20 protein-coding genes and 2 pseudogenes are annotated in these 26844 nt (G+C 59.1%); 13 read left to right on the top strand and 9 right to left on the bottom strand.

Annotated elements, in window-relative coordinates; genetic code table 11:
• Positions 1-131: 131 nt before the first annotated feature.
• The 5 genes and pseudogenes from JNA92_RS16315 to JNA92_RS16295 form a co-directional block, all read right to left on the bottom strand.
• Positions 132-644, bottom strand: a pseudogene (locus JNA92_RS16315) (type IV secretion system protein); the annotation flags it as partial.
• A 781-nt stretch (positions 645-1425) separates the two neighbouring features.
• Complete coding sequence (locus tag JNA92_RS16310) at positions 1426-2364, bottom strand: hypothetical protein (RefSeq protein ID WP_241805698.1); 939 nt, start codon at positions 2362-2364, stop codon at positions 1426-1428.
• Between the two features lie 115 nt (positions 2365-2479).
• Positions 2480-3541 carry an Abi family protein gene (locus JNA92_RS16305; protein ID WP_241805697.1) on the bottom strand — a complete coding sequence of 354 codons (1062 nt, stop codon included), beginning with the start codon at positions 3539-3541 and terminating at the stop codon, positions 2480-2482.
• A gap of 559 nt (positions 3542-4100) precedes the next feature.
• Positions 4101-5263 (bottom strand): IS3 family transposase gene (locus JNA92_RS16300; RefSeq protein WP_241805696.1). Its coding sequence is split into 2 segments (ribosomal slippage): positions 4101-5008 and positions 5008-5263, totalling 1164 coding nucleotides; the frame shifts between segments, so codons are not numbered across the junction.
• Positions 5232-8318 carry an NACHT domain-containing protein gene (locus tag JNA92_RS16295; RefSeq protein WP_241805695.1) on the bottom strand — a complete coding sequence of 1029 codons (3087 nt, stop codon included), beginning with the start codon at positions 8316-8318 and terminating at the stop codon, positions 5232-5234. The genes JNA92_RS16300 and JNA92_RS16295 overlap by 32 nt, the downstream gene beginning before the upstream one ends.
• A gap of 384 nt (positions 8319-8702) precedes the next feature.
• Here JNA92_RS16295 and JNA92_RS16290 point away from each other — a divergent pair.
• Both JNA92_RS16290 and JNA92_RS16285 read left to right on the top strand, forming a co-directional pair.
• Positions 8703-8873 (top strand): annotated as a pseudogene (locus JNA92_RS16290) (site-specific integrase); the annotation flags it as partial.
• Positions 8874-9329: 456 nt separating this feature from the next.
• Complete coding sequence (locus JNA92_RS16285) at positions 9330-10484, top strand: Fic family protein (RefSeq protein WP_241805694.1); 1155 nt, start codon at positions 9330-9332, stop codon at positions 10482-10484.
• Positions 10485-10559: 75 nt separating this feature from the next.
• Here JNA92_RS16285 and JNA92_RS16280 read toward each other — a convergent pair whose 3' ends face one another.
• Positions 10560-11117: a serine acetyltransferase gene (locus tag JNA92_RS16280; RefSeq protein WP_241805693.1), complete on the bottom strand. Its 558-nt coding sequence runs from the start codon at positions 11115-11117 to the stop codon at positions 10560-10562.
• 124 nt (positions 11118-11241) lie between these two features.
• On the opposite strand from JNA92_RS16280, the gene JNA92_RS16275 reads away from it, so the two are divergent.
• The 10 genes from JNA92_RS16275 (at position 11242) to JNA92_RS16230 (ending at position 21905) form a co-directional block, all read left to right on the top strand.
• Positions 11242-11703, top strand: coding sequence for an Lrp/AsnC family transcriptional regulator (locus JNA92_RS16275; RefSeq protein WP_241805692.1), 462 nt, complete (start codon positions 11242-11244; stop codon positions 11701-11703).
• Between the two features lie 190 nt (positions 11704-11893).
• A complete protein-coding gene (locus tag JNA92_RS16270) occupies positions 11894-13576 on the top strand; it encodes a flavin monoamine oxidase family protein (RefSeq protein WP_241805691.1) in 1683 nt (560 codons plus the stop codon).
• Between the two features lie 14 nt (positions 13577-13590).
• Positions 13591-14385 carry a carbon-nitrogen hydrolase family protein gene (locus JNA92_RS16265; protein WP_241805690.1) on the top strand — a complete coding sequence of 265 codons (795 nt, stop codon included), beginning with the start codon at positions 13591-13593 and terminating at the stop codon, positions 14383-14385.
• 46 nt (positions 14386-14431) lie between these two features.
• On the top strand, positions 14432-16717 hold the full coding sequence (pqqF, locus tag JNA92_RS16260) for a pyrroloquinoline quinone biosynthesis protein PqqF (RefSeq protein WP_241805689.1): 2286 nt from the start codon (positions 14432-14434) through the stop codon (positions 16715-16717).
• A 169-nt stretch (positions 16718-16886) separates the two neighbouring features.
• Positions 16887-16958 (top strand): pyrroloquinoline quinone precursor peptide PqqA, encoded by a 72-nt coding sequence (pqqA, locus tag JNA92_RS16255; RefSeq protein ID WP_008365141.1) that lies wholly within the window; start codon positions 16887-16889, stop codon positions 16956-16958.
• Positions 16959-17047: 89 nt separating this feature from the next.
• Positions 17048-17959 (top strand): pyrroloquinoline quinone biosynthesis protein PqqB, encoded by a 912-nt coding sequence (gene pqqB / locus JNA92_RS16250; RefSeq protein ID WP_241805688.1) that lies wholly within the window; start codon positions 17048-17050, stop codon positions 17957-17959.
• Between the two features lie 9 nt (positions 17960-17968).
• Positions 17969-18724: a pyrroloquinoline-quinone synthase PqqC gene (gene pqqC / locus JNA92_RS16245; RefSeq protein WP_241805687.1), complete on the top strand. Its 756-nt coding sequence runs from the start codon at positions 17969-17971 to the stop codon at positions 18722-18724.
• Complete coding sequence (gene pqqD / locus JNA92_RS16240; RefSeq protein WP_012316584.1) at positions 18721-18996, top strand: pyrroloquinoline quinone biosynthesis peptide chaperone PqqD; 276 nt, start codon at positions 18721-18723, stop codon at positions 18994-18996. The genes pqqC and pqqD overlap by 4 nt, the downstream gene beginning before the upstream one ends.
• Complete coding sequence (gene pqqE / locus JNA92_RS16235; protein WP_241805686.1) at positions 18968-20116, top strand: pyrroloquinoline quinone biosynthesis protein PqqE; 1149 nt, start codon at positions 18968-18970, stop codon at positions 20114-20116. The genes pqqD and pqqE overlap by 29 nt, the downstream gene beginning before the upstream one ends.
• Positions 20082-21905, top strand: coding sequence for a S9 family peptidase (locus tag JNA92_RS16230; RefSeq protein ID WP_241805685.1), 1824 nt, complete (start codon positions 20082-20084; stop codon positions 21903-21905). Before pqqE ends, JNA92_RS16230 begins: the two co-directional genes overlap by 35 nt.
• A gap of 31 nt (positions 21906-21936) precedes the next feature.
• Here JNA92_RS16230 and JNA92_RS16225 read toward each other — a convergent pair whose 3' ends face one another.
• Positions 21937-22095, bottom strand: coding sequence for a YqaE/Pmp3 family membrane protein (locus tag JNA92_RS16225; protein ID WP_012316587.1), 159 nt, complete (start codon positions 22093-22095; stop codon positions 21937-21939).
• Positions 22096-22324: 229 nt separating this feature from the next.
• Positions 22325-23605, bottom strand: a complete 1281-nt coding sequence (locus tag JNA92_RS16220) for an aspartate aminotransferase family protein (protein WP_241805684.1) — start codon at positions 23603-23605, stop codon at positions 22325-22327.
• 208 nt (positions 23606-23813) lie between these two features.
• On the opposite strand from JNA92_RS16220, the gene JNA92_RS16215 reads away from it, so the two are divergent.
• On the top strand, positions 23814-24737 hold the full coding sequence (locus JNA92_RS16215) for a LysR family transcriptional regulator (RefSeq protein WP_241805683.1): 924 nt from the start codon (positions 23814-23816) through the stop codon (positions 24735-24737).
• Between the two features lie 259 nt (positions 24738-24996).
• Here JNA92_RS16215 and JNA92_RS16210 read toward each other — a convergent pair whose 3' ends face one another.
• Positions 24997-26775 carry an acyl-CoA dehydrogenase C-terminal domain-containing protein gene (locus JNA92_RS16210; protein WP_241805682.1) on the bottom strand — a complete coding sequence of 593 codons (1779 nt, stop codon included), beginning with the start codon at positions 26773-26775 and terminating at the stop codon, positions 24997-24999.
• Positions 26776-26844: the final 69 nt, after the last annotated feature.

Genomic DNA, 26844 nt, shown 5'->3' with positions numbered 1-26844 from the left:
GAGCGCCTGCCGTATGCGTCGTCGGTCTCAGACTACGAAGCCTTGCTGCCATGGAACTGCTCGCCAGAGATACCACAGTAAGCTGAGGCCCTATCTTTTAGAAGGTGGGGTTCATGGATCGCACTCGTTTGATTGATCTGCCCCATGAGCTGGTCAATCTGGCGTAGTCGGGCTTCGGCCTGGTGATAAGCTTCCAACGCAAACGCTTTATCTTGCGAAGGCTTCACCGCCTGTGCTCGGCAAGCATCGAACACCTTGTTATCCGCATAGATCGAACCAGCACGACCATTCAGGCCCGAATATCCGCCACGCTTCACGGCGTCATACACAGCCTGCCAGTCTTGAGGCAGATAATCTCGCAGCTGCGGGTCATCAAATACCCGACCGAGCCCACGGGACCCAGTAAGCGCGCCGTACTGCTGTTTCATCTGATCAATCTGTAAAGTCATCTGCTGAACCTGTTGGGCCCAGCGAGTCGCGTTAGATGCGAACTCTGCAACAGTCATGGGGGAATCCGTCACTTGGGTAGTAACGGTTACAGGGATTTGCGCGTACCCCTGCTGCGAGCTCAGCAGCAACGCAAGTGTTGTCGCGAAACTAGATGGCCGAACGCCTTTGAAGGCAAGACGCTTGAACAGATCCATAGTCACCTCTCCATTAGACATGGTGAACACTGAGCCGTCTATCCGGCCTGTCGATCTGTTTAGGAATCGCACCCAGCACGGTTATACCGTTCTTGGGGTGACTATGCGCCAGTCTTACCCGGTGTAGGCCCCGTCTTCTAGGGGCCGCGCCCATAATGCGCAAAGCATCAGCAAGGCGGTTACAGCACTCGTTTAATTAACCAAGACATTATACATCGGCAAAATGAATTATCCCATTATGGTTTTACCCCCTTACGTGCCGAGCATCCCATTTCTTCGTCATGACGAAATTTTGTTTTAGGAACTCTACTGCAGGATAGGCAGAGCACCGTAACTCCGTCATACAGCCATACGGTTCACGCAGAAAAAAATTTCGTCATGACGAAAAAAACCACACCCAATTGGGAGGTGAGAGCTACCGCAGGATAGGAAAATCACCGGTTAACTGTGCGCACAACAACTAGATGGGACGTAAACATAGATCATTATGCTGTTACCGAACGAGCACCGCATACGTGCGGGCCCAGGGAGCGGAAAGAACTAGGGGAATATGGACTCGGTGGTTGTACGCATTAGCTCATCCTGAATTGATTTCAACCTTCGTTCTCCTCCGCAGGTATCCTGTCAGCTCATCCGCGACAGGCTTACCTTTCAGGCCACTTGTTTAACCGCTTCGATCTAGAACTCTTCGGTGGACCGCTGGAGGACTTACGGCTCCTCCTATTTGGGCCACATTATGAGGATTGGAGGTGCTTAGGAAATCAGGGACGATTCAATACTGCTAAAAATCATCCTCATCCTCACCGACATCCAGGTTGTCGTATACGGACGGGTCCCCTATCAACGAAACTTGCTGAAGTCTCTCCCCTGGGTTCTCCAACTCTGAATAGTGATGTTCCGCCTCACTCATAACTACAAGCGATTTTTTAGAACGAATCAAACACTGCAAATAATCATACGCAAGAGCGGGATCGAAATCTAATGGGTCAATACTTTTAATGATCGCACTGTATCTGTGGTCATCTTTTGAGTTCACAAAGAAAACTAACAATTCCCTCCAAAGCGTTTCTTCCTTACTAAAATCATACTCCTTAGACATGAAAATTTTAAACGCTTTCGACTCATACCTCATCTCATCGGTATATAAATTTAACCTCCGAGCCTCTTTCTGAATAACTTCAAATACAGCGTTAGCAACCCCCCCTATTTTTCTGCCAACAAACTTTTTGATGCGGATAGTATTTTGAGACGCGTTGAAAATAGATTCTTGCGCGATCTCAATATCCAATCCTTTTTCGATATACAACAGGAAACGTTCTTTTTCCTCATCCTGAGACATAGCGATATCTAGGGTAAACCTACCGTACCTATGTGTTTTATAGAACTCACCCAATATCTGTATCAGCTCCAAATGAGAAGACTGGAGCTTTATCTCATGTTTATTTTTAATTCGATTTATCAGGCCCTCAATACTATGAGTTATTAAAGTTTTCTCGAACTCACCCTGATCCACTTCTGAATCATGCTCAATAAGCACGACCGCAATCTTGCACAACCGTTCTAATCCAACGGAAAGGTTATACAAGATTTCAAATGTATCATGCTTCGTATGAAAAGTTTCAAGCTCATGCAGAGCAAGCAATCCGTTATATATAAAAGTCCCGGAAATATCCAGCTCCTCAAGGAGCTTGAAGTTTTTCCAATAATCCAATCTATCCATAGAGTAGAAACCCCCTTAAGCATTGATCACAAAAAATCATGTACCTACTCAAAGCATGCCTGGATGTATTTGCTGAAAATTGGCACAGGAGTGGTACAGTGTTCATTTCCCGCTCCTAGTACCTGCGATGAGCTTTGGCAACCACACCACAAACGGCCCGCGATTGATCCACTACCAAAGCAAAGCGAGTATGGCCTTTGAACAGGACGCTCAACTCATTAACTCCCTGCAGCTGATCCACCACCCGCAATGCATTGAAGCCATTTGCATTTATGAGAACTTCTTCTAGCGTGTGCTCATGGAGATCCAGCAGTCCGGTTTCATCCACACTATGAAGTAAATACTTGCCTAAATCAGAGAAATCCAAAACTCCAACAGGTGTGTTGTTATCCATACACACTATGAATTTTGGTTTCTTTCCAGCCATCTGCGCTAGCGTTGAGCCTTTCTCTACAGCGATGAAGTCACCATCACATATTGTTGATAACGCCGGCCCTTGCCCAGTACCTGACGTAGGCCTTGTGCGCATAACTTTGTTAACCGTGGCATGACTTTTAAGCCATTCTGATGCGGCGGCTGAGCGGTACTCAACAACGTTCAATATCTCTCTGTACTGGCTCGATACGTTGAGAGCAAAAATCGGCTCATGATGTGCGATCCGATTCCTAAAACGATTGATACCCACCACGAGGGACTGGAGCTGAGCTCGTGTCATCCCGGCGGAATTCGGTAAAAGCTGGCCCATGCTCGTTTGCCAGAACGGGCGGTCGTACTCAGGTCGAAATAGATTCGACCAAAAATCGAATGTGAGACATGAGATGACGTCATCTTTTTTGGCAGCAGCCCCCCCTTTTGATGCGCGGCTCTTTGCCTTTGTGAGTGACGCTAAGCTTTCAGCGGTTAGGGTCGCATGCAATTTCGCATCGAGGTGCCAATCGAGTGAATATCTTGCGCTCAGGACTTCGTCAATCGCGTTTCTCAGCGCGATTTCTACGACATGGAGCGGAAAAAGAAACGCCTTCGCCAGCCTAGCGTTATAGAGATAGAGCTCAAATGCGTAGTCAACCTTGAAGCCTGCTGCTTTGAGGTAGGTAGCGAACCTTCTGGAGGAGAGCAAAACCTCTAAGGCATCAGCATGGGCTTTGGAGTACTGAAACGGCTGTTGACACTCTGCCATTCTGGTGTATATTCCTTATCAACTAGCAGCTGATGTGGCCCCTCTGGTTATCCAAGCGCCCTCAGTACTAGACCTAGAGCCCCAGGACAGTCATTGACCCTCCTGGGGTTTCGCTTTTTTGGGGGTCTGAGGACCGCATGGTAACGCATAGCAGGCGGCCATCATAGGATCCCTAACCTTCTGTCTCGATTGGCTGTGTCCCCGACTCGGTCTGCCGCTAGGGGGCTGTACGCCTGATCTGGACATCACGAATTTGCGGCACCTCAAGCGCCTTGTCGCCATAGGACTACTCCTTCAACCTGTGCTAGCCACACCAACAACGGCTAATTCCAATCAGGCGGATCACTGACGATCTCCAACGAATCGAGCTGAAGGAGGAGAATCCAGCAGCTCTACTCGTGCGTACTCTGTAATGGCTTCATGGCCGCTTGGTTCAACGGTGAGAGCACAATCTCCGGGCTAATCGGAAGAGTTGTCCTCCTTCCCCGGCATCCATGATGCTCGATACACCCTACAAAGGTTGGCATCCCTACATCGCAGTATTTCCGCCGTGTAGTGGTCAACTCATCCCGGACACGGTTTTGAGTTTTTCTTCAGCTTTCGCCGGAGCCAGCCCATCGTTGAAGTGATGGGGTCGGATCCAGTTGTAGTGGCCCATCAGGTACTGGCTAATGTCTCGTTGAGCTTGCTGCCCGGTCAGGTAGCCCGTGGTCGGTATCCACTCTGATTTCAAGCTGCGAAATACTCGCTCCATCGGCGCATTATCCCAGCAGTTGCCTCGGCGGCTCATGCTCTGGCGCATGCGGTAGCGCCACAGTCTCTGGCGGAACTGACGACTGCCATATTGCGATCCCTGGTCGGAGTGAAACAGTAGCCCTTGAGGCTTTCCACGTTGTTCGTAAGCCACGTCCAGCGCTTTGACCACGAGGTCTGCGTTCGGCTTTTCTGATAAGGCCCAGCCCACCACTCTGCGTGCATAGAGATCCAGGACAACTGCCAGATAGTGCCATTTGCCCTGTGCCCAAACGTAAGTGATGTCGCCACACCAGACCTGATTTGGCGCTTCGACATCAAACGCTCGGTTCAAGATGTTCGGAATATCTGGCCGCTCCACTGTGGCCTTTTTGTACGCATGTGATCCTGGCTGCTTGCTGACCAACGCCAGCTCACGCATCAGGCTGCGCACCTTGAACCGTCCGATTTGCTCACCTTCTTCTTGCATCATTGCCTTGATGCTACGGCTGCCGGGTGCACTTCGCCCTCGCGTGAACAACTCATTCACTCGACTGCGCAACCGCAGACGTTCGACGTTCGGAGTTCGCCTTCTATGACGATGTGCGTAGTAACTCGAGCGAGTGACTTCAAACACTTCGCACAAACAATCAACGGGCTCATGGTCGCTGAGCTGGCGGATCAGCGCGTACGCTCGAGATCTTCCGACATCAAGAGCGCGGTAGCCTTTTTTAGTATCGATTTCTCGCGTTCAAGGCGCGTGATCCGGGCTTCCAACTCTTGGATTTTTTGCTGCTCTGGCGTCAACGCTTTGCTGGCCGGCGTAACGCCGCCGCGCTCCTGCTGAAGCTGATTAACCCATCGGCGCAGTGCCGACTCGACCAAGCCGAGCGAACGGGCCGCTTCGGCATGGCTGTAGCCTTGATCGAGCACCAGGCAGGCAGCTTCGCGCTTGAACTCAGGGGTAAAGGTACGGCGTTGCTTGGTCATCGGACACCTCTCTGTGGCGAGCATTCTCGCCTAAATGGGTGTCCGGGGTTAGTAGACCACTACACGGAAACTCCAGTACGAGCGGTAAGGGTGTATTACTGCGATGCCGGTGCCTATAAAACTGACTCCATGCCGTGGTGGCATGGTTAACCAGATCGCGGATCAGCGCGAGCGACACTTCTGGATTGCGCATCAGCAATGAATGGAATGGTTCTCGCAGAGGCGATGCCGGGAAGTACCCCTGATGATCGGCACCGATCGATAACCGATCCCAGTCGTGATGGGAGAACGAGGGCCCTAGGAAGGGGCTAGAAATTTCTAGCTCGTGGAATCGGGTCCGCTTCTCTAGTGGAATCGCTTCGGTTTCTTTGCGCCGCCGGCTCCGCTGGATCGCTTCGCGGCGCCACCTCTCCATCGTGTCATCGGGCAGTTCCTCCAAAAACCATTGGCGGGCAAGTCTCGCTAGTTGTGCCGGGTGTGTTTCTGCCAACACTGGCGCGTAGGTCATGAGCTCGCGGAACGCACTGTCGGACCAGCGTTCAACTCCCTCAACCCTAGCAAGATAGCTGGCCACCACATCTGGGTAGGCCCGTGCAGCGCGCAAGATCAAAGCCCGCAGTTCAGTCTGTAGCTCTCGGGGTGCCCGCGGCGCAGAATTGCTAGACTGCTTGCTGAACATCCCTCGGCGTTCCACCTCTTCATCCTCAATCGCACTCAACCAAGCTGCGCACTGCGTGACGATGCGCTGCGACACTGCGTTGGGAAAGTCCGCACAAGCGGTCTGCCAAGTTTCGAACAGTGTGACGAGATCGCTTAAGTATGCATCCGGGATCGAGTCAATCTCTTGGATTACCCATATCAAAAAACGACGCCATGCCCCGAAGTCGGATGGCCACCCCAGCGAATCCGCAATACGAATGCGTGCTGCAGCATCAAGATCGCCCCCAAGAACCCCGGACAACACCATCGGATTCGGTGTTGTCTTCTCGGCCTGCATCCACACCAAGAGCTTCCCGAGGAGCCGATAAGTATTGGCTGCCAATGCCTCGGCAAACATGTCGGCGTGCTCGGCGAAGCGTGAACTGAACACAGGCGATACGAGCCAAGCACGTAACCACTGCGGCCTCACCTGGGCATGCTCAAGCGCGTGGAGTTCGCGCGACCATTGGTCAGGTATTAGATAAGTCGCCTGCGACAGCAGCTCCACCACCCGTGCTAATGCAGGCGGTTCACCAGCCGCTATCAGGGCATCAATCCAGTCATCCCCCTGATCCAACAACAGGTGGAGAAACGACCATTCAAAGAATATGTCGTGACTAAACTGCGCTGTATGCCCCTTCCGCACCTGCTGCACCAAGCCATCCTCCTCTAACGCCGGAAGTACCTCCTGTGTCGCAGGTGAAAGGTCACGTATGCGGATATTGCGCCCTAAATCCGGCGCGCTGCGCTGTGCTAGCTCAATCAGACCCCGCTGCCTCGCTAACGCCTGGGGCACATGCGCGTCGTAGCCGCCGCGAGTCCACCAAGCATCTATGAGATCCACCTCCGACTGAGGCGCGAATCCTGATGGATAGGCCGCCTGGGAAAATCCTCGTGCCAAAACAGCTGCAAAGAACGGACGTCGTGCCAGTGTGCGTACACGCTCATTCCCACCGATGAGGAGGGGCTGCAATGCTGGTAGCGAATCTGCGAGCCAGCTAGCCTCCTCGTCCGTCAGATTCTCCACATCCACATAACCCACACCACTGCTCGCCAGTAGCGCAGGTGTAACCCAGTTGCGCAGAGGCTCGATACCAGCATCGCGCGCGGTAGCGACAACGCGCCAATTAGAAAGCGTCGGATTCGTTAAAAGCTGGCCAAACAAATCGGTTACGATAAACCTCTGTTCCGGCGCAATACGGTCTAGACCATCGATGAGCAGCAAGGCATGACCGGTGGCCGCAACCTCTATGAGCAATGGCTCAATCGAAGTTGTCGTTAAGCCTATCGCGCGAGCATGCTCCGACCAACTGCGGCTAGAAAGCCGGTTAGCAGTGAGGAACAAGGTTGTTCCCTCGGCGGCCAATTCATGCACGAGATCGCGTAACAGAACTGTCTTTCCGGTACCGGGAAGACCTTTGATCAGCGTCAGGCGGTGGGCCGCAATTTGATCACTCAGCTGGTCGCGTAGCCGCTGACGAGTGAGGCGCGTACCTCCGATGTCGTTAGACTGTTGATCAAGCCAGTGACGGGTATTCTCGCGCAAAATCTGCATGTCGCCGACAAAAGCGGGAGCTCCTGCGAAACGCCATCCTGCCAATGCGCGCACCAGCGATGCGCGGGTATGCACGGTGCTGCTACCTGCGCCATCGCGAGCAATCTGGCGCAGCAGATCCCACAAATCATTAGCACGCGCCACTTGCCCAGGGACAAGCGCCCGCTGCAGGCTGGCAATTGCCTCCGCTTCATGCGTCGAGCCGACGTGAAGGAAGTCAAATCGGATCAGTACTAAATGCGAAAAAAGGCGATGCAACTGATCATCAGACAGAGGTTTGCCTGTGCTCACACCGATCATTCGAACCGCCGCGACTACAGCACGGTGAGCGGCCGAGGCACTCCCGCCCTCTTCAAACCGAGTCATAAAGGACGCAGTTGCATCGGAACCACGTGCCCACTCACAGACAGCCGTGAAAGCCCTGGATGTCTCTTCCGCAACAGCACCAGTTGCCACTCCAACGCGATCTATGTGCTCACGAAAGTCGGGCTTCTGTAAAGTTTGCCAACTGTGCTGAATAACATCCCGGAAGTCGGTGTTGGTCTCCGCTCCCGAAATAGTGAGCGAGCGCTTAACCTGCAGCGACAAGCGCATGACTGTTCCATCCGCCAAGGACGCCGCGTCGACGATCACGTCATCGAGTGGCTCGCCAAAGTCAGCCTGCTGCTGTGCAACCCGCTTCACAACCCTACCATCAAGGGCAGCTGCAGTCGTATCACCGACCATGGCCACGAGGTACTGCGCCGTAACAGCGTCCTCGTAGGTGAAACCAGCACCACCAGTAAGCTCAGGCGAAGTCATGCGTGTCCGTACCTCTTACAGTCTCGTAATCAAGCGTCCTCAAGCATGACCGCCTTCGGAAGCTCTCCACTTAGTCGGGTTAGGGTGTAGCTTTGAATGAGCAGCGAATAATCTTATCCGATCAATGTGAGCTATATCGAAGCCTTAGCCTCCCCGCTCAATGATCGGTACAATCGCGGTACAGTACTAAGCTTCAAGGACCTTCTCAGAATTACGCTCAAGACCAGTAACCACAGGGCCTTCAGCTATGCCAGCCTATGTTCACTTACGTAAGATTTCTCAAGGCATACATGGTAACCCAGCAACTCATAATCCTTTGGTCCACGGTTCGAGTCCGTGTGGGCCCACCATCTCCAAAGCCGCGCAATTGCGCGGCTTTTTTTCACCAGCAGCAACACCGTTCACTTGGAACTGGCCCTGCTCAGCCACCTGCTCACTGTGGCGATTCACGAATGGGGTCTGGGCCTCAGCTTCCACCCGATATTGAACATCCGCAAACCGAGCCCAGGCGAAGGCCGCGACCGGCGCTTGTCTGCAGAAGAAGCACGCCGAGTACCCCAGGCTAAAAAGACAACCGGTCCGCTGCTCAATAATTGACGTAGCGTAAGTGCCTGTTCAAGCCCCGCCCCCTGCAGCTAAACCCAAGCCAAATGTATCGATCACCGCTATACGATCATGGGGATGTGGTTATCCGCCCGCCTCCTGCCTACAGGCTCAGTTGCCGTCTGATCTTGGTCATTTAATCCACAGATCACGCAGCTGGTTACATCCTGGCGAAATGAGCGGGGCGGCGAATACAACCCTAAATACAGGAACTGGATTTTCTACCCTCAATCTCGGGAAGAAGTACTGATACGCCTGCAAGAGCTGGAGCGACAACCCTGATCAGGTGCGCTGCTCAAGCCGAACAACCTGGCTTGAGCATTAGACAATGAGCCGAATAGCCGGCATTATCAGCTCAAACCATGAGCCGAATAAGCTCGCTAATCGGCTCACAGACTGAGCAAGCCCATGAATGACCCCTTCTGGATCTGGCAGCAGCCCGACTGGCCAATCTTCACCTGGCAAACCGAACCACTTGCCCCACTGCTGCGCGCCTGCACTCAGGCCCAGGGGCGCTTGCTCGGCATGCTCGGCGCTGTTGGTAGTGATACCGAGGCGCAGAGCAGCCTGGATGCCCTGCTACAGAACATCGTCACCTCATCAGCTATCGAGGGTGAGCAGCTGAATGTCGGCTCGGTACGCTCCTCCCTGGCAAGGCGGTTGGGCATCAGCGATGAAGGCCGAGTCAGCATGCGCTCCGAAGGCCTCGCGGAGTTGCTGCTCGATGCTACCAGCGCACATCAGCAGCCGCTTGACCAACAGAGGTTATATCGCTGGCACTGCTGGCTGTTCCCTAGTGAAGATAACCTGCTGGGTCCCCGGTTACGGGTTGGCACGCTACGCGGCGAAGAGCCTATGCAGGTTGTTTCTGGCCGGCTCGACCGCCCTACCGTGCATTTTGAAGCCCCTCCGCGCGCGGGGTTAGAAGAACAGCTCGCAGATTTCCTTGCCTGGTTCGAGAGCAGCCACAACGATGCCGGTCTCGACCCGTTATTACGCGCCGGCATTGCCCATTTCTGGTTCGTCACCCTACACCCATTCGATGACGGCAACGGCCGCCTTACCCGCGCCATCACAGATATGGCACTGGCCCAGGGTGAGCAGCAGGCTATCCGCTTTTACGCCATGTCGGCGAGTATCCTCGACGACCGCGCCGGCTATTACCGCATCCTCGAAGCGAGCCAGAAAGGCAGCCTAGAAATCACAGCATGGTTGCAGTGGTTTCTAGGCACGTTACTCAAGAGCCTGGAGCAAGCCCTTACCCGCATAGACCGGGTACTGGCCAAGGCACGCTTTTGGCAGGCACATCGCACAGACTCGCTCCTGCCCGAACAAATCAAAGTACTCAATCGACTGCTCGAAGGCGGGGAGAAGGGCTTCGAGGCCGGTATAAGCGCTGCACAGTACCAGTCCGTGGCGCAGGTCTCCAAGGCCACCGCCACTCGGCATTTGAGCGACCTATTAGAGAAAGGCTGCCTACGGCGCCTACCCGGCGGAGGCCGCAGTACCCGCTATCAGATCAACCAGCCCGGCAGTCGCTTCTCTGGCATCGACATCGAGTAAACCAGAACCAACTCCGACATCGCCCAGAAACTCTGGAGCCAGCGCGACGTACTGCGCGAAGATGGCATCACGCGCTCAGGCATCCCGCCGTGGCGTCATGTGCCGCTGGCGCGGGTTGTAGAAGGTGCTATCGGAAGGAATGTCTTGAGTCACCAGAGACATGGCCCCGATGATTACGTTGTCGCCGATGCTGATCTGGTCAGCAATGATGCAGCTATTGGCACCGAGGCTGACGTTTTCGCCTATGCACAGCGAGTAATGGTCCAGGCCAAGGGTCTTGATGCCGATCGAGCAATTCTGCCGTATAAAAAAATTACGTCCGATGCTTACTTGGCCAGTGATCACCACACCTGGCAGGTGGGCGATACGAAGGCCAGGGCCTATTTGCGCACCGATGTCGATATCCACGGCGTACTTTAGGTTGAGCCGCTGCTGCATGCCGCGGGCATATCGCCTGCTCAGGCCGCCGCGACCCTCGAGGTACTGCGCCAGGCGATAGACAAAAAGAAAGCGCAGCTTGTTGTCCTTGCGCGCTCGACGCAGCACGTTGAAGAACAGGCTGATACGGCGTCCGGGCTTTTTCTTGTTGGAGACCTCCTGTCGCCAGCATTCCAGCAAGGTTTCGAAATTCACGACGTGGGCCCACTTGAATCAGCCGACAATTATGCAGCAATCAATTCAGCCACGCATCAGCACTTTGTCTTGCCCTGGTCGCTACAGCCTGGCTAGGCTTGCAAGCCCACTGTAGAGACTCGCCATGTCGAATCCCCGCCAAATCGCCCTCGATGACATCGATCGCCAACTGATCGCCCTGCTGCAGATCAATGCCCGCGAAAGCGTTGCCACCCTTGCCCGCCACCTGGGTATCGCTCGCACCACCGTCAACTCGCGCCTGGCGCGCCTGGAGAAGGGCAAAGTCATCACCGGATATGGCGTACGCCTGGGCCAGCGCCTGGCCGATGGTGGCTTGCAAGCCTATGTCGGGATCAAGGTGCAACCGCGCTCCGGCAAGGAGGTCGTGCGCCGCCTGGCTGCCATGGGGCAAGTGCAGCAATTGTGCGCGGTCAGCGGCGAGTTCGATTACGTAGCCTGGCTGCGCAGCGACTCGCCAGAACAACTGGACCAGTTGCTGGACCAGATAGGCAGCGTAGAAGGCGTGGAGAAGACCACCACCTCGATCATCCTCAGCAGCAAAGTGGACCGTGGCCAGCCCGTCTAAATGGCTGAAGTACAGGTGCCACGCATGAATCGTCAAAAGTATCGATAAGCCTGTCGTTATGACAAATAAAACGCCAATACGACGACGCTTTGCATCTTAATTACGAACACCCGTCGCCCTAAAATGACCAACAGGCATCTCCTATACTCAGGCTCCGCCCCTGCGCAGCCGCTCTGGCAAGGTCACTGTAATGAACAAGAAAAACCGCCACCCGGCCGACGGCAAGAAACCCATCACCATCTTCGGCCCGGACTTCCCGTTTGGCTTCGACGAGTGGCTGGAACACCCGGCTGGGCTGGGCAGCATTCCGGCTGATCGCCACGGTGAGGAAGTCGCTATCGTCGGTGCCGGCATCGCAGGCCTGGTGTCGGCCTACGAGCTGATGAAGCTGGGGCTCAAGCCTGTGGTGTATGAGGCCTCGAAGATGGGTGGCCGACTGCGCTCGCAGGCCTTCAACGGCACCGACGGAATCATCGCCGAGCTCGGGGGCATGCGCTTTCCGGTGTCCTCCACCGCCTTCTACCACTATGTGGACAAGCTGGGCCTGGAAACCAAGCCCTTCCCCAACCCACTGACACCGGCATCCGGCAGCACGGTGATCGACCTGGAAGGCCAGACCTACTACGCCGAAACAGTCAGCGATTTGCCCAAACTGTTCCATGAAGTGGCCGATGCCTGGGCCGACGCGCTGGAAAGCGGCGCGCAGTTCGCCGATATCCAGCAGGCGATCCGTGATCGCGATGTTCCGCGCCTCAAAGCGTTGTGGAACAAGCTGGTACCGCTGTGGGACGACCGCACCTTCTACGACTTCGTCGCAACCTCGCGCTCGTTCGCCCAACTGAGCTTCCAGCACCGCGAGGTGTTCGGCCAGGTCGGCTTCGGCACAGGCGGATGGGACTCGGACTTCCCCAACTCGATGCTGGAAATCTTCCGGGTAGTGATGACCAACTGCGACGACCACCAGCACCTGATCGTCGGCGGTGTGGAGCAGGTACCACAGGGCATCTGGCGCCATGTACCGCAGCGCTGCGCCCACTGGCCCGAGGGCACCAGCCTGAGCGCGCTGCATGGCGGCGCACCGCGCACTGGGGTGAAACGCATTGCCCGCGCAGCCGACGGGCGCCTCGCCGTCACCGACAACTGGGGCGACACTCGCCATTACGGCGCCGTGCTCGCCACCTGCCAGAGCTGGTTGCTGACCACCCAGATCGATTGTGAAGAATCGCTGTTCTCGCAAAAGATGTGGATGGCCCTGGACCGCACCCGTTACATGCAGTCGTCGAAGACCTTCGTCATGGTCGATCGGCCGTTCTGGAAGGACAAAGACCCGCAAACCGGCCGCGACCTGATGAGCATGACCCTCACTGATCGGCTCACCCGCGGCACCTACCTGTTCGATAACGGCGACGACAAGCCGGGCGTGATCTGCCTGTCCTACGCCTGGATGAGCGACGCCCTGAAGATGCTCCCGCACCCCGTGGAAAAACGCGTGCAGCTGGCCTTGGATGCACTGAAGAAGATCTACCCCAAGACCGATATCGCCGGGCATATCATCGGCGACCCGATCACCATTTCCTGGGAGGCCGACCCGCACTTCCTCGGTGCCTTCAAGGGCGCACTGCCCGGCCACTACCGCTACAACCAACGGATGTACGCGCACTTCATGCAGCAGGACATGCCCATTGAGCAACGCGGGATGTTCATCGCCGGCGACGACGTATCGTGGACCCCGGCCTGGGTCGAAGGGGCGGTGCAGACGTCGCTCAATGCGGTGTGGGGTATCATGAACCACTTCGGTGGCCAGACCCATCCGGACAATCCAGGCCCGGGCGACGTGTTCGATGAAATCGGGCCAATCGCCCTGGCAGACTGAGACAAGGAGGCAGCATGCGCATCGCTCTGTTCCAGGGTGCACCCAACCCGCTGGATGTGCCCGGCAACCTGCAACGGCTGCGCCACCAGGCGCACTTGGCGGCCGAGCGTGGCGCGCAACTACTGGTGTGTCCAGAGATGTTCCTGAGCGGCTACAACATCGGGTTGGCACAGGTAGAGCGCCTGGCGCAGGCCAATGATGGCCCAGCGGCCATGGAGGTGGTGGAGATCGCCCAGGCGCATCGCATCGCCATCGTCTATGGCTACCCCGAGCGCACTGACGATGGCGCGATCTACAACAGCGTGCAACTGATCGACGCTCATGGCCGTAGCCTGTGCAACTACCGCAAGACGCACCTGTTCGGTGAGCTGGACCGCGGCATGTTCAGTGCGGGCGCCGACCACTTTCCGGTCGTCGAGCTGGAAGGCTGGAAGGTCGGGCTGCTGATCTGCTACGACGTCGAGTTCCCGGAAAATGCCCGGCGCCTGGCGCTGGACGGCGCTGAGCTGATCCTGGTGCCGACCGCGAACATGGCACCGTATGATTTTGTCTGTCAGGTAACCGTGCGCTCCCGGGCCCAGGAAAACCAGTGCTACCTGGTGTATGCCAACTATTGCGGGGCCGAGGGCGAAATCCAGTACTGCGGCCAGAGCAGCATCATCGGGCCGGATGGCAGCGTGCTGGCCATGGCCGGCCGGGAGGAGTGCCAGTTGCTGGCGGACTTGGCGCAAGAGCAGGTGGTGCAGGGACGCAAAGCGTTTCCTTACCTCGCCGATCTGCGCCAGGAGTTGCATCTGCGGCGAGGCTGAGAGGGCCAACAAATTTGTTAGCATGTGTGCCTGACCCGGAGCCCCCATGCCTGATGCCACTCGCCACCTCACCTTAGCCAACGGCCTGCAGCTCACCCTGCGCCATGCCCCGCGGCTCAAGCGCTCGGCTGCGGCGCTGAAGGTCCACGCGGGCAGCCACGATGCCCCGGCAAAATGGCCAGGGCTGGCGCACTTTCTCGAACATCTGTTCTTCCTTGGCACCCCCCGCTTTGCGCTGGATGACGGCCTGATGCGCTACGTCCAGACCCTCGGCGGGCAGGTCAACGCCAGCACCCGCGAACGCACCACGGATTTCTTCTTTGAAGTGCCGCCCGCAGCCTTGGCCGGGGGGCTGCACCGCCTTTGCCAGATGCTCGCCGAACCAGACCTGGGTCGCGAGCGCCAGCGCCGCGAGCGTGAAGTGATCCATGCCGAATTCATCGCGTGGTCGCGCAACCCGCAGGCACAGCAGCGCTTGGCCCTGCTGCAGTCAGTGTCGGCTGGCCATCCGCTAGGCGGTTTTCATGCAGGCAACCGGTATACCTTGGCGTTGCAGGACCCCACCTTTCAGCGAGCGCTCACAGATTTCCATCAACACTATTACCAAGGCGGCCAGATCACCTTGAGCCTGTGTGGGCCGCAACCGCTGGATGAACTCGAACAGCTTGGCAGGCACTACGCCGGTGCGTTTGCGTGTGGCGAACGCAGGCCACAAACACCGCCACCGGCCCTGTCGAGCACCAGCACTGGCCTGGTCTTCACCCATGAAAACCTGCCCCCTGGTGCCGAACGGGCATTGGAGCTGCTGATTGCCGGCTTGAGCGACAGCAGGCCGGGCACCTGGCTGGATGCACTACGCCAGCGCGGCTGGCTGCAAGCGTTCAAGGCTGAAATGCTCTATGCCTTCGCCGGGCAGATGCTCTGGCACATCGAGCTCGAACTCAGCAAAGACGCCTGTGCAGAAGAAGCTCACGCCCTGCTGCACGGATGGTTCGGCTTCATCCGGCAATGCGATCCGGCGCACCTGAACGCCGAATTCGGCCTTTTGCAACAGAGCCGCGAACGCAACGCCAGCCCCCTCGATCTGGCCCGCCGCGACAGCGCAGGCCAGCCATTGGCGGCACTTGATGCACAAGCACTCTGCGCATTTCAGGCACTGCTCGAAGGCCTGCCATCGCGCAAGTATGGCCAATGGCAGTTGCCAGCCGCCGAACCTTTGTTGCTTCCCGGCTTACCCCCCACGCAATTGCCGCAATTGCCTGCAGCGCTGACGGTCAATCAGCAACTGCCAGCGGCGCGCCAGTACGGGGCAGTTCATCTGCGCTGGCAAGTGCCTTCAGCCCTGCGCCAGCGCCTCTATGCTGTGCTGGAACGCGCCCTGCAGCCGCTACAGGCACGCTGCGAGCGTGCCGCTGTGCAACTGCAGTTCAGTGCCGCAGGCGAGTATTGGCAGCTGCGTTGCACTGGCCTGCCCACAGCGGTCATAAAAGCCGTCGAACTCGCCATCGCGTGTTTGCGTTCGCCCGCTGCTGACTGGGATCCGCCAACACAACAGCCCCCCTTGCTGATCCCGATCAGGGCCCTGCTCAACCAACTGCCAGAGGCACTCACAGGCGCAGTACCAACGCCCGAGCCAACCAGGGCGATCAATCAACAGGCACTCGATGATGCATGGCAGCACAGCCGGTGGCATGGCCTGGCGGTAGGGTTCGATACAACTGCCCTGCAAGCCCTGAGCGCAGCCTTGCAAGGCTGCCCCGGTCAGTTCGGCATGCCCGTACCGCCGCCCGCCTGGCACGGCCGGCGCTGGCACCACGCCAAGGTGCCGGGCAGCGAGCCCGCACTGCTGTTGTTCTGCCCCGTGCCTGCGCACCAGCAGGCCTGCGGCCGGCTTCTCGCCCAGTTGCTGCAAGGGCCTGTGTACCAAAAGTTACGTGTGGAATTGCAGCTGGGTTACGCCGTATTCAGTACCTTTCGTCAGGTGGAGGGCATCGGCGGGCTGCTGTTCGGCGTGCAATCACCCCACGCCACCCACGCTGAGATCCTCGGTCACCTGCTCACCCTTCTGCGCCAGGGGGTACGCCTGGACGCAGCTGCACGCCAGAGGTTGGCGGAACAGTTCGACGAGCCAGCCATGGCCAACGCGGACCTTGCCGATTGGGCATGGCAGACACACTTGGCTACACTACCCGGTGATCTCCCCGCATTAAGCGCGGCTATCCTCAAGACGCAACAAGCACATCTGGACGATTTGCTGGGTGGCCTGCTCGCAGCCGATTCACCCTTGCTCTGCCTGGCCAATGGGCCTGCGCCAGAGGGCGCCTGGCACTGACCCGGAATTAATTGTTACGGATACCGCAAGGGCGCGTTTCGAAGAATTAACCTTTCGGTACATGATTTTCTTGTAAGATAACGCTATCTCAGCCGCCGGAACCTTCGGCGCGAGGCGACGCCAAACAAATAGCTGAACCCTCTACCCTGACCCGGAAGGAGCAAAAACCATGTGGACCAAACCTGCATACACTGACCTGCGTATCGGCTTCGAAGTGACCATGTACTTCGCCAGCCGCTAAGCATTGCCTGCGTCTCAACGCCTCGGCCAGCCGGGGCGTTGTCGTTTTTCAGGCTACGGTTCTTCGCACAGTTCGGATAGAGAGCAACCATGTACATCCAGATTCTCGGTTCCGCCGCCGGCGGCGGTTTTCCGCAGTGGAACTGCAACTGCGTCAACTGCAAGGGCTATCGCGATGGCAGCCTGCGCGCCACGGCACGTACCCAGTCGTCGATAGCCCTGTCCGACGACGGTGTTCACTGGATCCTGTGCAACGCCTCACCCGACATCCGTGCCCAGCTGCAGGCCTTCGCGCCAATGCAGCCAGCCCGTGCCCTGCGCGACACCGGCATCAACGCCATCGTCCTGCTCGACAGCCAGATCGACCACACCACCGGCCTGCTCAGTCTGCGCGAAGGCTGCCCGCATCAGGTCTGGTGCACCGACATGGTCCATCAGGACCTCACCACCGGCTTCCCGCTGTTCAACATGCTCAGCCACTGGAACGGTGGCCTGCAGTGGAACCGTATCGAGCTCGAGGGCAGCTTCGTCATCCCGGCCTGCCCTCGTCTCAAGTTCACCCCTTTCCCGCTGCGCAGCGCCGCACCGCCTTACTCCCCGCACCGCTTCGACCCCCACCCGGGCGACAACCTGGGGCTGCTGGTGGAAGACACCCGCACCGGCGGCAAGCTGTTCTACGCGCCCGGCCTGGGCCAGGTCGACGACAAACTGCTGGCAATGATGCGTGACGCTGACTGCCTGCTGGTCGACGGCACGCTGTGGGAGGATGATGAAATGCAGCGCCGCGGGGTCGGTACCCGTACTGGCCGCGAAATGGGCCACCTGGCGCAGAATGGTCCCGGCGGCATGCTTGAGGTGCTGGACGGCTTCCCAAGCCAGCGCAAGGTACTTATCCACATCAACAACACCAACCCGATTCTGGACGAAGACTCCCCCGAACGCGCCGAGGTCCAGCGCCGAGGGGTAGAAGTCGCCTTCGACGGCATGAGCATCGAGTTGTAAGGAGGCCCGATGAGCGAAGCACTGCCACTGTCGCCTGCCGAATTCGAGCAGGCTCTGCGCGCCAAGGGCGCCTACTACCATATTCATCACCCCTACCACGTGGCGATGTACGAGGGGCGCGCTACCCGCGAACAGATTCAGGGCTGGGTGGCCAACCGCTTCTACTACCAGGTGAACATCCCGATGAAGGATGCCGCGATCCTGGCCAACTGCCCGGACCGTGAAGTGCGCCGGGAGTGGATCCAGCGCTTGCTCGACCACGACGGCGCCCCGGGCGAAGACGGTGGTATCGAAGCCTGGCTGCGCCTGGGTCAGGCCGTGGGGCTCGACCCGGACCAGCTGCGCTCCCAAGCGCTGGTGCTGCCAGGGGTGCGCTTCGCCGTCGACGCGTACGTGAACTTCGCCCGCCGTGCCAGCTGGCAGGAAGCGGCCAGCAGCTCGCTGACCGAACTGTTCGCCCCGCAGATCCATCAGTCGCGCCTGGACAGCTGGCCGCAACACTACCCGTGGATCGATCCTGCCGGCTACGAGTACTTCCGCACCCGCCTGGGCCAGGCCCGGCGCGATGTCGAACACGGCCTGACGATCACCTTGCAGCACTACACCACCCGGGCGGCCCAGGAGCGTATGCTGGAAATCCTGCAGTTCAAGCTGGATATTCTCTGGAGCATGCTCGATGCCATGAGCATGGCCTATGAGCTGCACCGCCCGCCGTATCACACCGTCACCCAGCAACGGGTATGGCACAAGGGGATTGCCCTATGAGTTTCGACCGCAAACAAGTGCCGAACTGGCGCCCCGGTTATCGTTTCCAGTACGAACCGGCGCAGAAAGGCCATGTGCTGCTCTACCCTGAGGGCATGATCAAGCTCAATGACAGCGCCTCCCTCATTGGTGGCCTGATCGACGGCAAACGTGACGTGAACGCGATCATCACCGAGCTCGAACAGCAATTTCCTGGTGTGCCCGAAGTCGCTGATGACATCGAGCAATTCATGGAGGTGGCCCGTGGCGAACACTGGATCACCCTCGCCTGAGGTACCGGTCGGCCTGCCGCTGTGGCTGCTGGCCGAACTGACCTATCGCTGCCCGCTGCAGTGCCCGTACTGCTCGAACCCGCTCGACTTCGCCGAACAGGGTAAGGAGCTGACGACCGCGCAGTGGTTCAAGGTAATGGCCGAAGCCCGTGAAATGGGCGCTGCGCAGATCGGTTTTTCCGGTGGCGAACCGCTGGTGCGCCAGGACCTCGCCGAACTGATCGGCGAAGCGCGCCGGTTGGGTTACTACACCAACCTGATCACCTCCGGCATCGGCCTGACCGAGGCCCGTATCGCCAACTTCAAGGAAGCCGGTCTGGACCACATCCAGATCAGTTTCCAGGCCAGCGACGAACAGGTGAACAACCTGCTGGCGGGGTCGAAAAAGGCCTTCGCACAAAAACTGGAGATGGCCCGTGCGGTGAAAGCCCATGGCTATCCGATGGTGCTCAACTTCGTCACCCACCGGCACAACATCGACAAGATCGACCGCATCATCGAGTTGTGCGTGGCGCTGGAGGCCGATTTCGTCGAGCTTGCCACCTGCCAGTTCTATGGCTGGGCGCACCTCAACCGCTTGGGCCTGTTGCCGACCCGTGAGCAACTTGAACGCGCTGAACGGATCACCAACGAGTATCGTGCAAAGCTCAAGGCTGAAGGCAACCCGTGCAAGCTGATCTTCGTCACGCCGGACTACTACGAGGAACGCCCCAAGGCCTGCATGAATGGCTGGGGCAGCCTGTTTCTGACCATCACGCCGGACGGCACTGCCCTGCCCTGTCATGGCGCCCGTCAGCTACCGGTGCAGTTCCCAAATGTTCGTGATCACGACCTCAAGCACATCTGGTACGACTCGTTCGGCTTCAACCGTTTCCGTGGTTATGACTGGATGCCCGAACCCTGCCGTTCGTGCGACGAGAAAGAAAAGGACTTCGGCGGCTGCCGCTGCCAGGCCTTCATGCTCACCGGCGACGCCAGCAACGCCGACCCGGTGTGCGCCAAGTCGGCCGACCACGGCATCATCCTCAAAGCCCGCGAGGAGGCAGAAACAGCCGACCTTGCCATTGAACAGATGACCTTCCGCAATGATCGAAACTCCCGTGTCATCGCCCGCGGCTGAATTCAGTGCGGCCCAGGCGGTTGCCGCCGGCACCGACTTCACGGAACTCAAAGTCACTGCCGACGGGTTGTTCTGGATCGAATTCCGCCCGGCCGATGGTGCTTGCCGCATCTGGCACTGGCTTTACCACCAGGCACGCTGCCTGACCCCGGATGGCTTCAGCGTGCGCAGCCGGGTATACGAGTATGGCGGTGGCAGCTTCTGCCTGGGTGGCGACGGGCTGGTGTTCGTCAACGAAAAGGACCAACAGGTCTACACCCAGCCGCTGGACGACCTGCCACCGCGCGCGCTGACTCAGGATGCCAGCTGCCGCTACGGCGATGTGCAGTGGCACGCTGGCCAGGTGCTGGCCGTCGAAGAGCGGCATGCCGAGCAGGTAGAGCATCGCCTGGTCGCGCTGGATGAATGCAGCCGCGAGGTGCTGGCCGAAGGCGCCGATTTCTATGCCTCACCCACGGTGAGTGCCGATGGCCAACGCCTGGCATGGGTCGAATGGGACCGCCCGGCACAGCCTTGGACCGTCACCCGGCTGATGTGTCGCACCCGGGATGCCAGCGGCCACTGGGGCCCGGTGCAGTGTGTAGCCGCTGCTGACGAATCGCTGCAACAGCCGCGCTTCGATGCCGAAGGCCGCCTGTACTGCCTGTCCGACCGCAACGGCTTCTGGCAGCCCTGGGGTGAGGTCGAGGGCCACTGGCAGGCGTTGCCTGCCGCGCTTGCGGACCACGCTGCCGCGCCTTGGCAGCTTGGCACCTGTACCTGGCTGGCGCTGGGGCCGCAAAGCTATCTGGCCAGCTGGTTCAAAGACGGCTTCGGGCAATTGGGGCTGCGGGCTGAGGATGGCCACATGGCGCGTTACGCCAGTGCCTACACACGCTTTCGCAGCCTGGCCATGGACAGCGAGCACCTGTATGCCATCGCCGCCTCGCCCATCAGCTCGCCGGCTGTGATTGCCATTGACCGCCGCCACCACGAGGTGCGCGTACTGGCCGGTGGTGCCGAAATCCTGCCGGCAGAACAGGTCAGCCTGCCGCAGTCCTTCCACTATGGCAGTGACGGCGAACAGGCCCATGGCTTCTTCTACCCGCCATCACAGTCGCAGGGCGCCGCACCGCTGGTGGTGTTCATACATGGCGGGCCGACCTCTGCCTGCTATCCCGTGCTGGACCCACGCATCCAGTACTGGACCCAACGCGGCTTTGCCGTGGCCGACCTGAACTACCGGGGCAGCACCGGCTATGGCCGGGAATACCGCCAGGCACTGCACCTGCGTTGGGGTGAGAGCGATGTGGCCGATGCTTGCGCGGCGGTCGAATACCTGGCCGCTCAGGGCATGGTCGACAAGCACAAGGCGTTCATCCGCGGCGGCAGCGCGGGGGGCTACACCACGCTGTGCGCCTTGGCGTTCCATAACGTGTTCCGCGCCGGCGCCAGCCTCTATGGGGTCAGCGACCCGCTAGCCCTGGGCCGTGCCACGCACAAGTTCGAAGGGGATTACCTGGACTGGCTGATCGGCGACCCGCAGCAGGATGCCGAACGCTATCGCCAACGCACCCCACTGCTGCATGCCGAGCAGATCAACGTGCCGGTGATTTTCTTTCAGGGTGAACTGGATGCTGTGGTGGTGCCGGAGCAGACGCGCTCGATGCTGGAGGCGTTAAAAACCAATGGCATCGAAGCCGAGGCGCACTTCTATGCGGACGAACGGCATGGCTTTCGAAAGGCCGAAAACCTTGCACATGCCCTCGAAGAGGAATGGCGATTCTATTGCCGGGTGCTAGCCCGGTGAAACCTGGGGCCGCGCTGCGGCCCCAGCAGATTCAGCGCTTGGCGATGATGTACACCGCATGCACGATACCCGGAATGTACCCCAGCAAGGTCAGCAGGATATTCAGCCAGAACGCCCCGCCGAAACCGACCTGCAGAAACACACCCAGCGGCGGCAGGATGATGGCGATAATGATGCGAATGATGTCCATGCAAGTTTCTCCTCAAAGGGTCTAAACAGAGACTAGCTGGGCATCACAGAGGTTCCACCGGTGCATAGCGCGGTTTTTTTGCAACGCCCTTGAACGGGCGCCAGAAAACCCAGATAGGCACGGCCGCCCCTCAATGGCTCAAGACACTCCCCATAAAAAAACGCCCCAGGCCAAATGAATCAGGCCAGGGGCGATGCGCAGGAACGCGAGACGGTTCGTAGAATTCGTATCAGGCCGAGACCTCACCGCGGGCCTGCTGCTGCGCGTGCAGGCGGGCGAACGCCCGGGCCAGGCGCAACAGCATTTCATCGATGTTGCCTTTGCTCACGGTAAGCGCTGGCGAAAAACGCACCACATCCGCTTGCGGCGCATTCAGCAGCAGGCCCTCGTGCAGGGCGGCTGCCACCAGTTCGCGGGCCAGGTGTTCTTTCAGTTGCAGGGCCCACAGCAGGCCTTGCCCGCGTACTTCACCCAGGCCATAGCGCCCGGCCAGGCGGCTCAGGCCTTCGCGCAGGTGGCGGCCGTTATCCTGCACCTGGGCGAAAAAGCCAGGCTCCAGCACAGCGTCCAGCACAGCCAGGCCGGCGGCGCACATCAGGGCATTGCCGTGGTGGCTGCCTTCCAGTTCGCCAGACGCAGCGCAGCATGCTGTGCCCCGGGCAAGCAAGGCAGCCAATGGCACACCGCCGCCCAGCCCCTTGCCTAAGGTGATGATGTCCGCGCGCACCCCATAAAGCTCCTCGGCCAGCAGCGCACCACAACGACCCATACCGGTCTGCACCTCATCGAGGATCAGCAGGATGCCCAGCTCACGGCACAGTGTTTCCACGCCCTTGAGGTACTCCTGCGTGGCAGGGATGACACCCGCCTCGCCCTGGACAGGCTCGAGCATGATTGCCACGGTGCGCGAATCCACTGCGGCGTGCAGGGCAGCAAGGTCATTGAATGGCACTTTGCTGAAGCCCGGCAGGCCGGGCTCGCAGCGGTTGCACGGCAGCGGATCGGACGCCGACAGGGCCCCCAGGCTACGGCCATGGCAGCCCTGGCTGGCAGTGATGATGTGATAAGCGCCGTTGCGGTGCAGTTGGCCCCACTTGCGCGCCAACTTGATCGCCCCCTCGCAGGCCTCGGCGCCGCTGTTGAGCAGATAGCCCTGATCGCTACCGGTGCGCTGGCACAAACGGTTGACCAGCGCCAGCAAACCACGGCTGTGGAATCCCGCCCCCGGGTTGATCAACGCCTGGGCCTGGTTGCCCAGCGCCTTGGCCACCACGCCAGGGCTGTGGCCCAGGCTGTTCACCCCGCCGCCCTGGGTAAAATCCAGGTAGGCATGCCCTTCGTGGTCCCACAACCAGGAGCCTTGGCCGCGCACGAACACTTGGGCCGCACGTTCGGCGCCGGGCATCAGGCGCTCACGCGACAACGCCGATGCGTCTGGCATGATGACCGGCGCGCGCTTTGGCTCGACAGCCGTGGCGGGGGCCGATCGGCGCAGGTTGAACAGGTTCATGGGGGGCTCCAGCCAGTCACCGCAGGGGGCAGCGTCCGGTCTTGACGCCGGCGCTTGATAATTTTGCCTTTCCTATCAAAAGTGTTTTTCGAACGGGGTAACAATGCGCCAATCGATCGCTGTAACCCGCTGAAATACGGCGATAGACTAGGCTCAGGCGGCGCTAGCGGCCATTTCGTTTTTTCAGCTTTTTCGATAAGTAATACTTATGGATTTTCGCCAACTGCGTTATTTCGTCGCGGTGTATGAAGAAGGCCATGTCGGCCGCGCCGCTGAACGGCTGTCACTGTCTCAGCCGGCCCTCTCCCAGCAGATCCGCCAGCTTGAGCACAGCCTTGACCTGAGCCTTTTCGAGCGCAGCAACAAGCGCCTGCTGCCGACCCTGGCGGCTCACACCCTTTACAACCACGCCCTGCCCCTGCTCGACGGGCTGCAGCGCGCCCACGAAGCGATGCGTAACTTCAAGGGCCAATCCTTGCGCACGCTGGCCATCGGCGTGCTACAAACAGTGCGCCCGAGCCTGGTGCCGCAGTTGCTAGAGCGCTTGCGCAAGGCCCAGCCGCATCTTGTGGTACAGATCTACGAGCTGTCCGGGCTGGAAATCGAACGACGCCTGCTCAACGGCAACCTTGATATCGGTATCAGCTACCTGCCGCCACGCCAGCCAGGGCTGCACGGCTTGCTGCTGTACGAAGATGAACTGCAGTTGGTCATCCCTGATACCCATCCGTTGAAGGACTTCAAGAAGGTCTCTATCCGGCAAGCGGCTGAACTGCCGATGCTGATGCTTGGCGAGGAGTTCCAGGTCCGCCAGATCTGGAAGCAACAACTGGCCAGCCTAGGGCGCAGGCCGCAGGTTCAGGCAGAGATGAACAACATGGGCGGCATTCTCGACAGCCTGGCCCATACCGCACTGGCCACTATCCTGCCTGGCCGCGCCAAGGATGCTGCCGAAGATGACCAAGGGCTGCTGTGGAAACCCTTGAGCGAACCGCGGGTGCCGTTGAAGGTTGGCCTGGTATTTCGTGATGCGCAGCGCCAGCAAGCATCGGTTGAGTTGCTGCGTACGCTGCTGGAGGAAGAGGCCGACGCACGGCAATTGGGGGCTTCAGCGCTGGATGTGCTTGGCTGAAATACACGCGCGCAAAGAAAACCCCGCCGAAGCGGGGTTTTCCCAGACTTTTTCCCTGTGACATCCCTATCGTCCTACCGTCCTGGCAGGAAATCCTTCGTTTGTCCCTGTTCTGTCCTTTGCGCTTCCTGCGCAACGTCCATGGGGAAAGATTAGCCGTGGATCCAATCTGACACCAGTGGCGAAAAGTCACCGCGCTGTGTAGGAAAATGCTTACAAACAACGTCCACCAATAAACGCGGCGCCTACATGCCACTGCTCAGAACTGTTCGGCATCCAGCAAGTACAACGACTCGCTCCCCGCCTTGACCGAAGCCACCAACGAATCCACCCGCGGCAGAAGCCTGGCGAAGTAGAACCGCGCTGTTCCCAGCTTGGCCGAGTAGAACGCCTCATCGCCCTCGCCCGCTTTGGCCGCACGCGCCATCAACGCCCACATGTAGGCATAGGCGACATAGCCAAAGGCATGCAGGTACTCGACCGACGCAGCACCGATTTCATTCGGGTTGCCCTTGGCCCGCTCCAGTACCCACTCGGTCAGCCCGTCGAGTTGGTCGAGGTAAGCACCCAGCGGCTTGGCGAACTCATCCTGGTCAGCCCCCGCACTGGCGATGAACTGGCGAATTTCCTCAGAGAACAGCTTGTAGTAAGCACCACCACTGGCCACCACCTTGCGGCCCATCAGGTCCAGGGCCTGAATGCCGTTGGTGCCTTCGTAGATCTGGGTAATGCGTACATCGCGAACCAGTTGCTCCTGGCCCCATTCACGAATGTAGCCATGCCCACCGAACACCTGCTGGCCATGCACCGCGCACTCCAGCCCCAGATCGGTGAGGAACGCCTTGGCGACCGGGGTCAACAGTGCCACCAGCTCTTCACTGCGTTTGCGCGTACCCGGCTCTTCGCTGTACTTGGCGCTGTCCAACTGCATCGCCACGTACGTCGAGAAGGCGCGGCCACCTTCGATCAACGCTTTCATGGTCAGCAGCATGCGGCGCACGTCCGGGTGGACGATAATCGGGTCGGCCGCCTTGTCCTTGGCCTGCGGACCGGTAGGGGCGCGGCTCTGCAAACGGTCGCGGGCATACTCGACGGCATTCTGGTAGGAACGTTCCGCCGTGGCCAAGCCCTGAATGCCCACGCCCAGGCGCTCGTAGTTCATCATGGTGAACATCGCCGCCAGGCCTTTGTTCGGCTCACCGACGATGTAACCTACGGCTTCATCGAAGTTCATCACGCACGTAGCCGAAGCCTGGATACCCATCTTGTGCTCGATCGAGCCACAGGTAGCCGGGTTGCGCGCCCCGAGGCTGCCGTCATCGTTGACCAGGAACTTGGGCACCAGGAACAGCGAGATACCTTTAGGCCCCGCCGGTGCGTCCGGCAGCTTGGCCAGCACGAGGTGGATGATGTTTTCGGTCAGGTCGTGTTCGCCGCCGGTGATGAAGATCTTCGTGCCGCTGACCTTGTAGCTGCCATCGGCCTGGGGCTCGGCCTTAGTACGGATGATGCCGAGGTCGGTACCGGCATGGGGCTCGGTGAGGCACATGGAGCCTGCCCACACGCCGGAATACATGTTCGGCAGGTACTTTTCCTTGAGCGCTTCGCTGGCGTGGGCGTTGATCGACAGGCAGGCCCCAGCGGTCAGCATGGGGTACAGGCCAAACGCCAGGCTCGAAGCGTTGACCATTTCCTCAACCTGGGCGGAAATCGCCTTGGGCATGCCCATGCCACCGTACTGGGGATCGCCGCCCACACCTACCCAGCCGCCCTCGGCGTAAGTGTTGTAGGCCTCGATGAAGCCAGCTGGGGTACTTACCGCACCGTTCTCCCAGTGACAGCCTTCTTCGTCAGCCGCGCGGCTGAGCGGCGCGATGGACTTGCTGGTGACCTTGCCTGCTTCTTCCAGGACGGCGAGTGCGGTTTGCGCATCGACCGTTTCGGCCAGATCAGGCAGTTGCGCCCACAGCTCTGCCACGTTGAAGACTTCATTCAGAACGAAGCGCATGTCGCGCAGCGGCGCTTTATATTCAGCCATGACAACCTCTCGCGGGTAGGGTCGGGGCGGTCTCGAAGGACCGCAGCACGGGATTGAATCCAGTGTAAC

Source organism: Pseudomonas putida (assembly GCF_022627325.1).
In the GTDB taxonomy this organism is placed as follows: Bacteria; Pseudomonadota; Gammaproteobacteria; order Pseudomonadales; family Pseudomonadaceae; genus Aquipseudomonas; species Aquipseudomonas putida_X.
The sequence above is the reverse complement of the archived record's forward strand: the minus strand, read 5'-3'. Positions and strand labels throughout refer to the sequence as shown.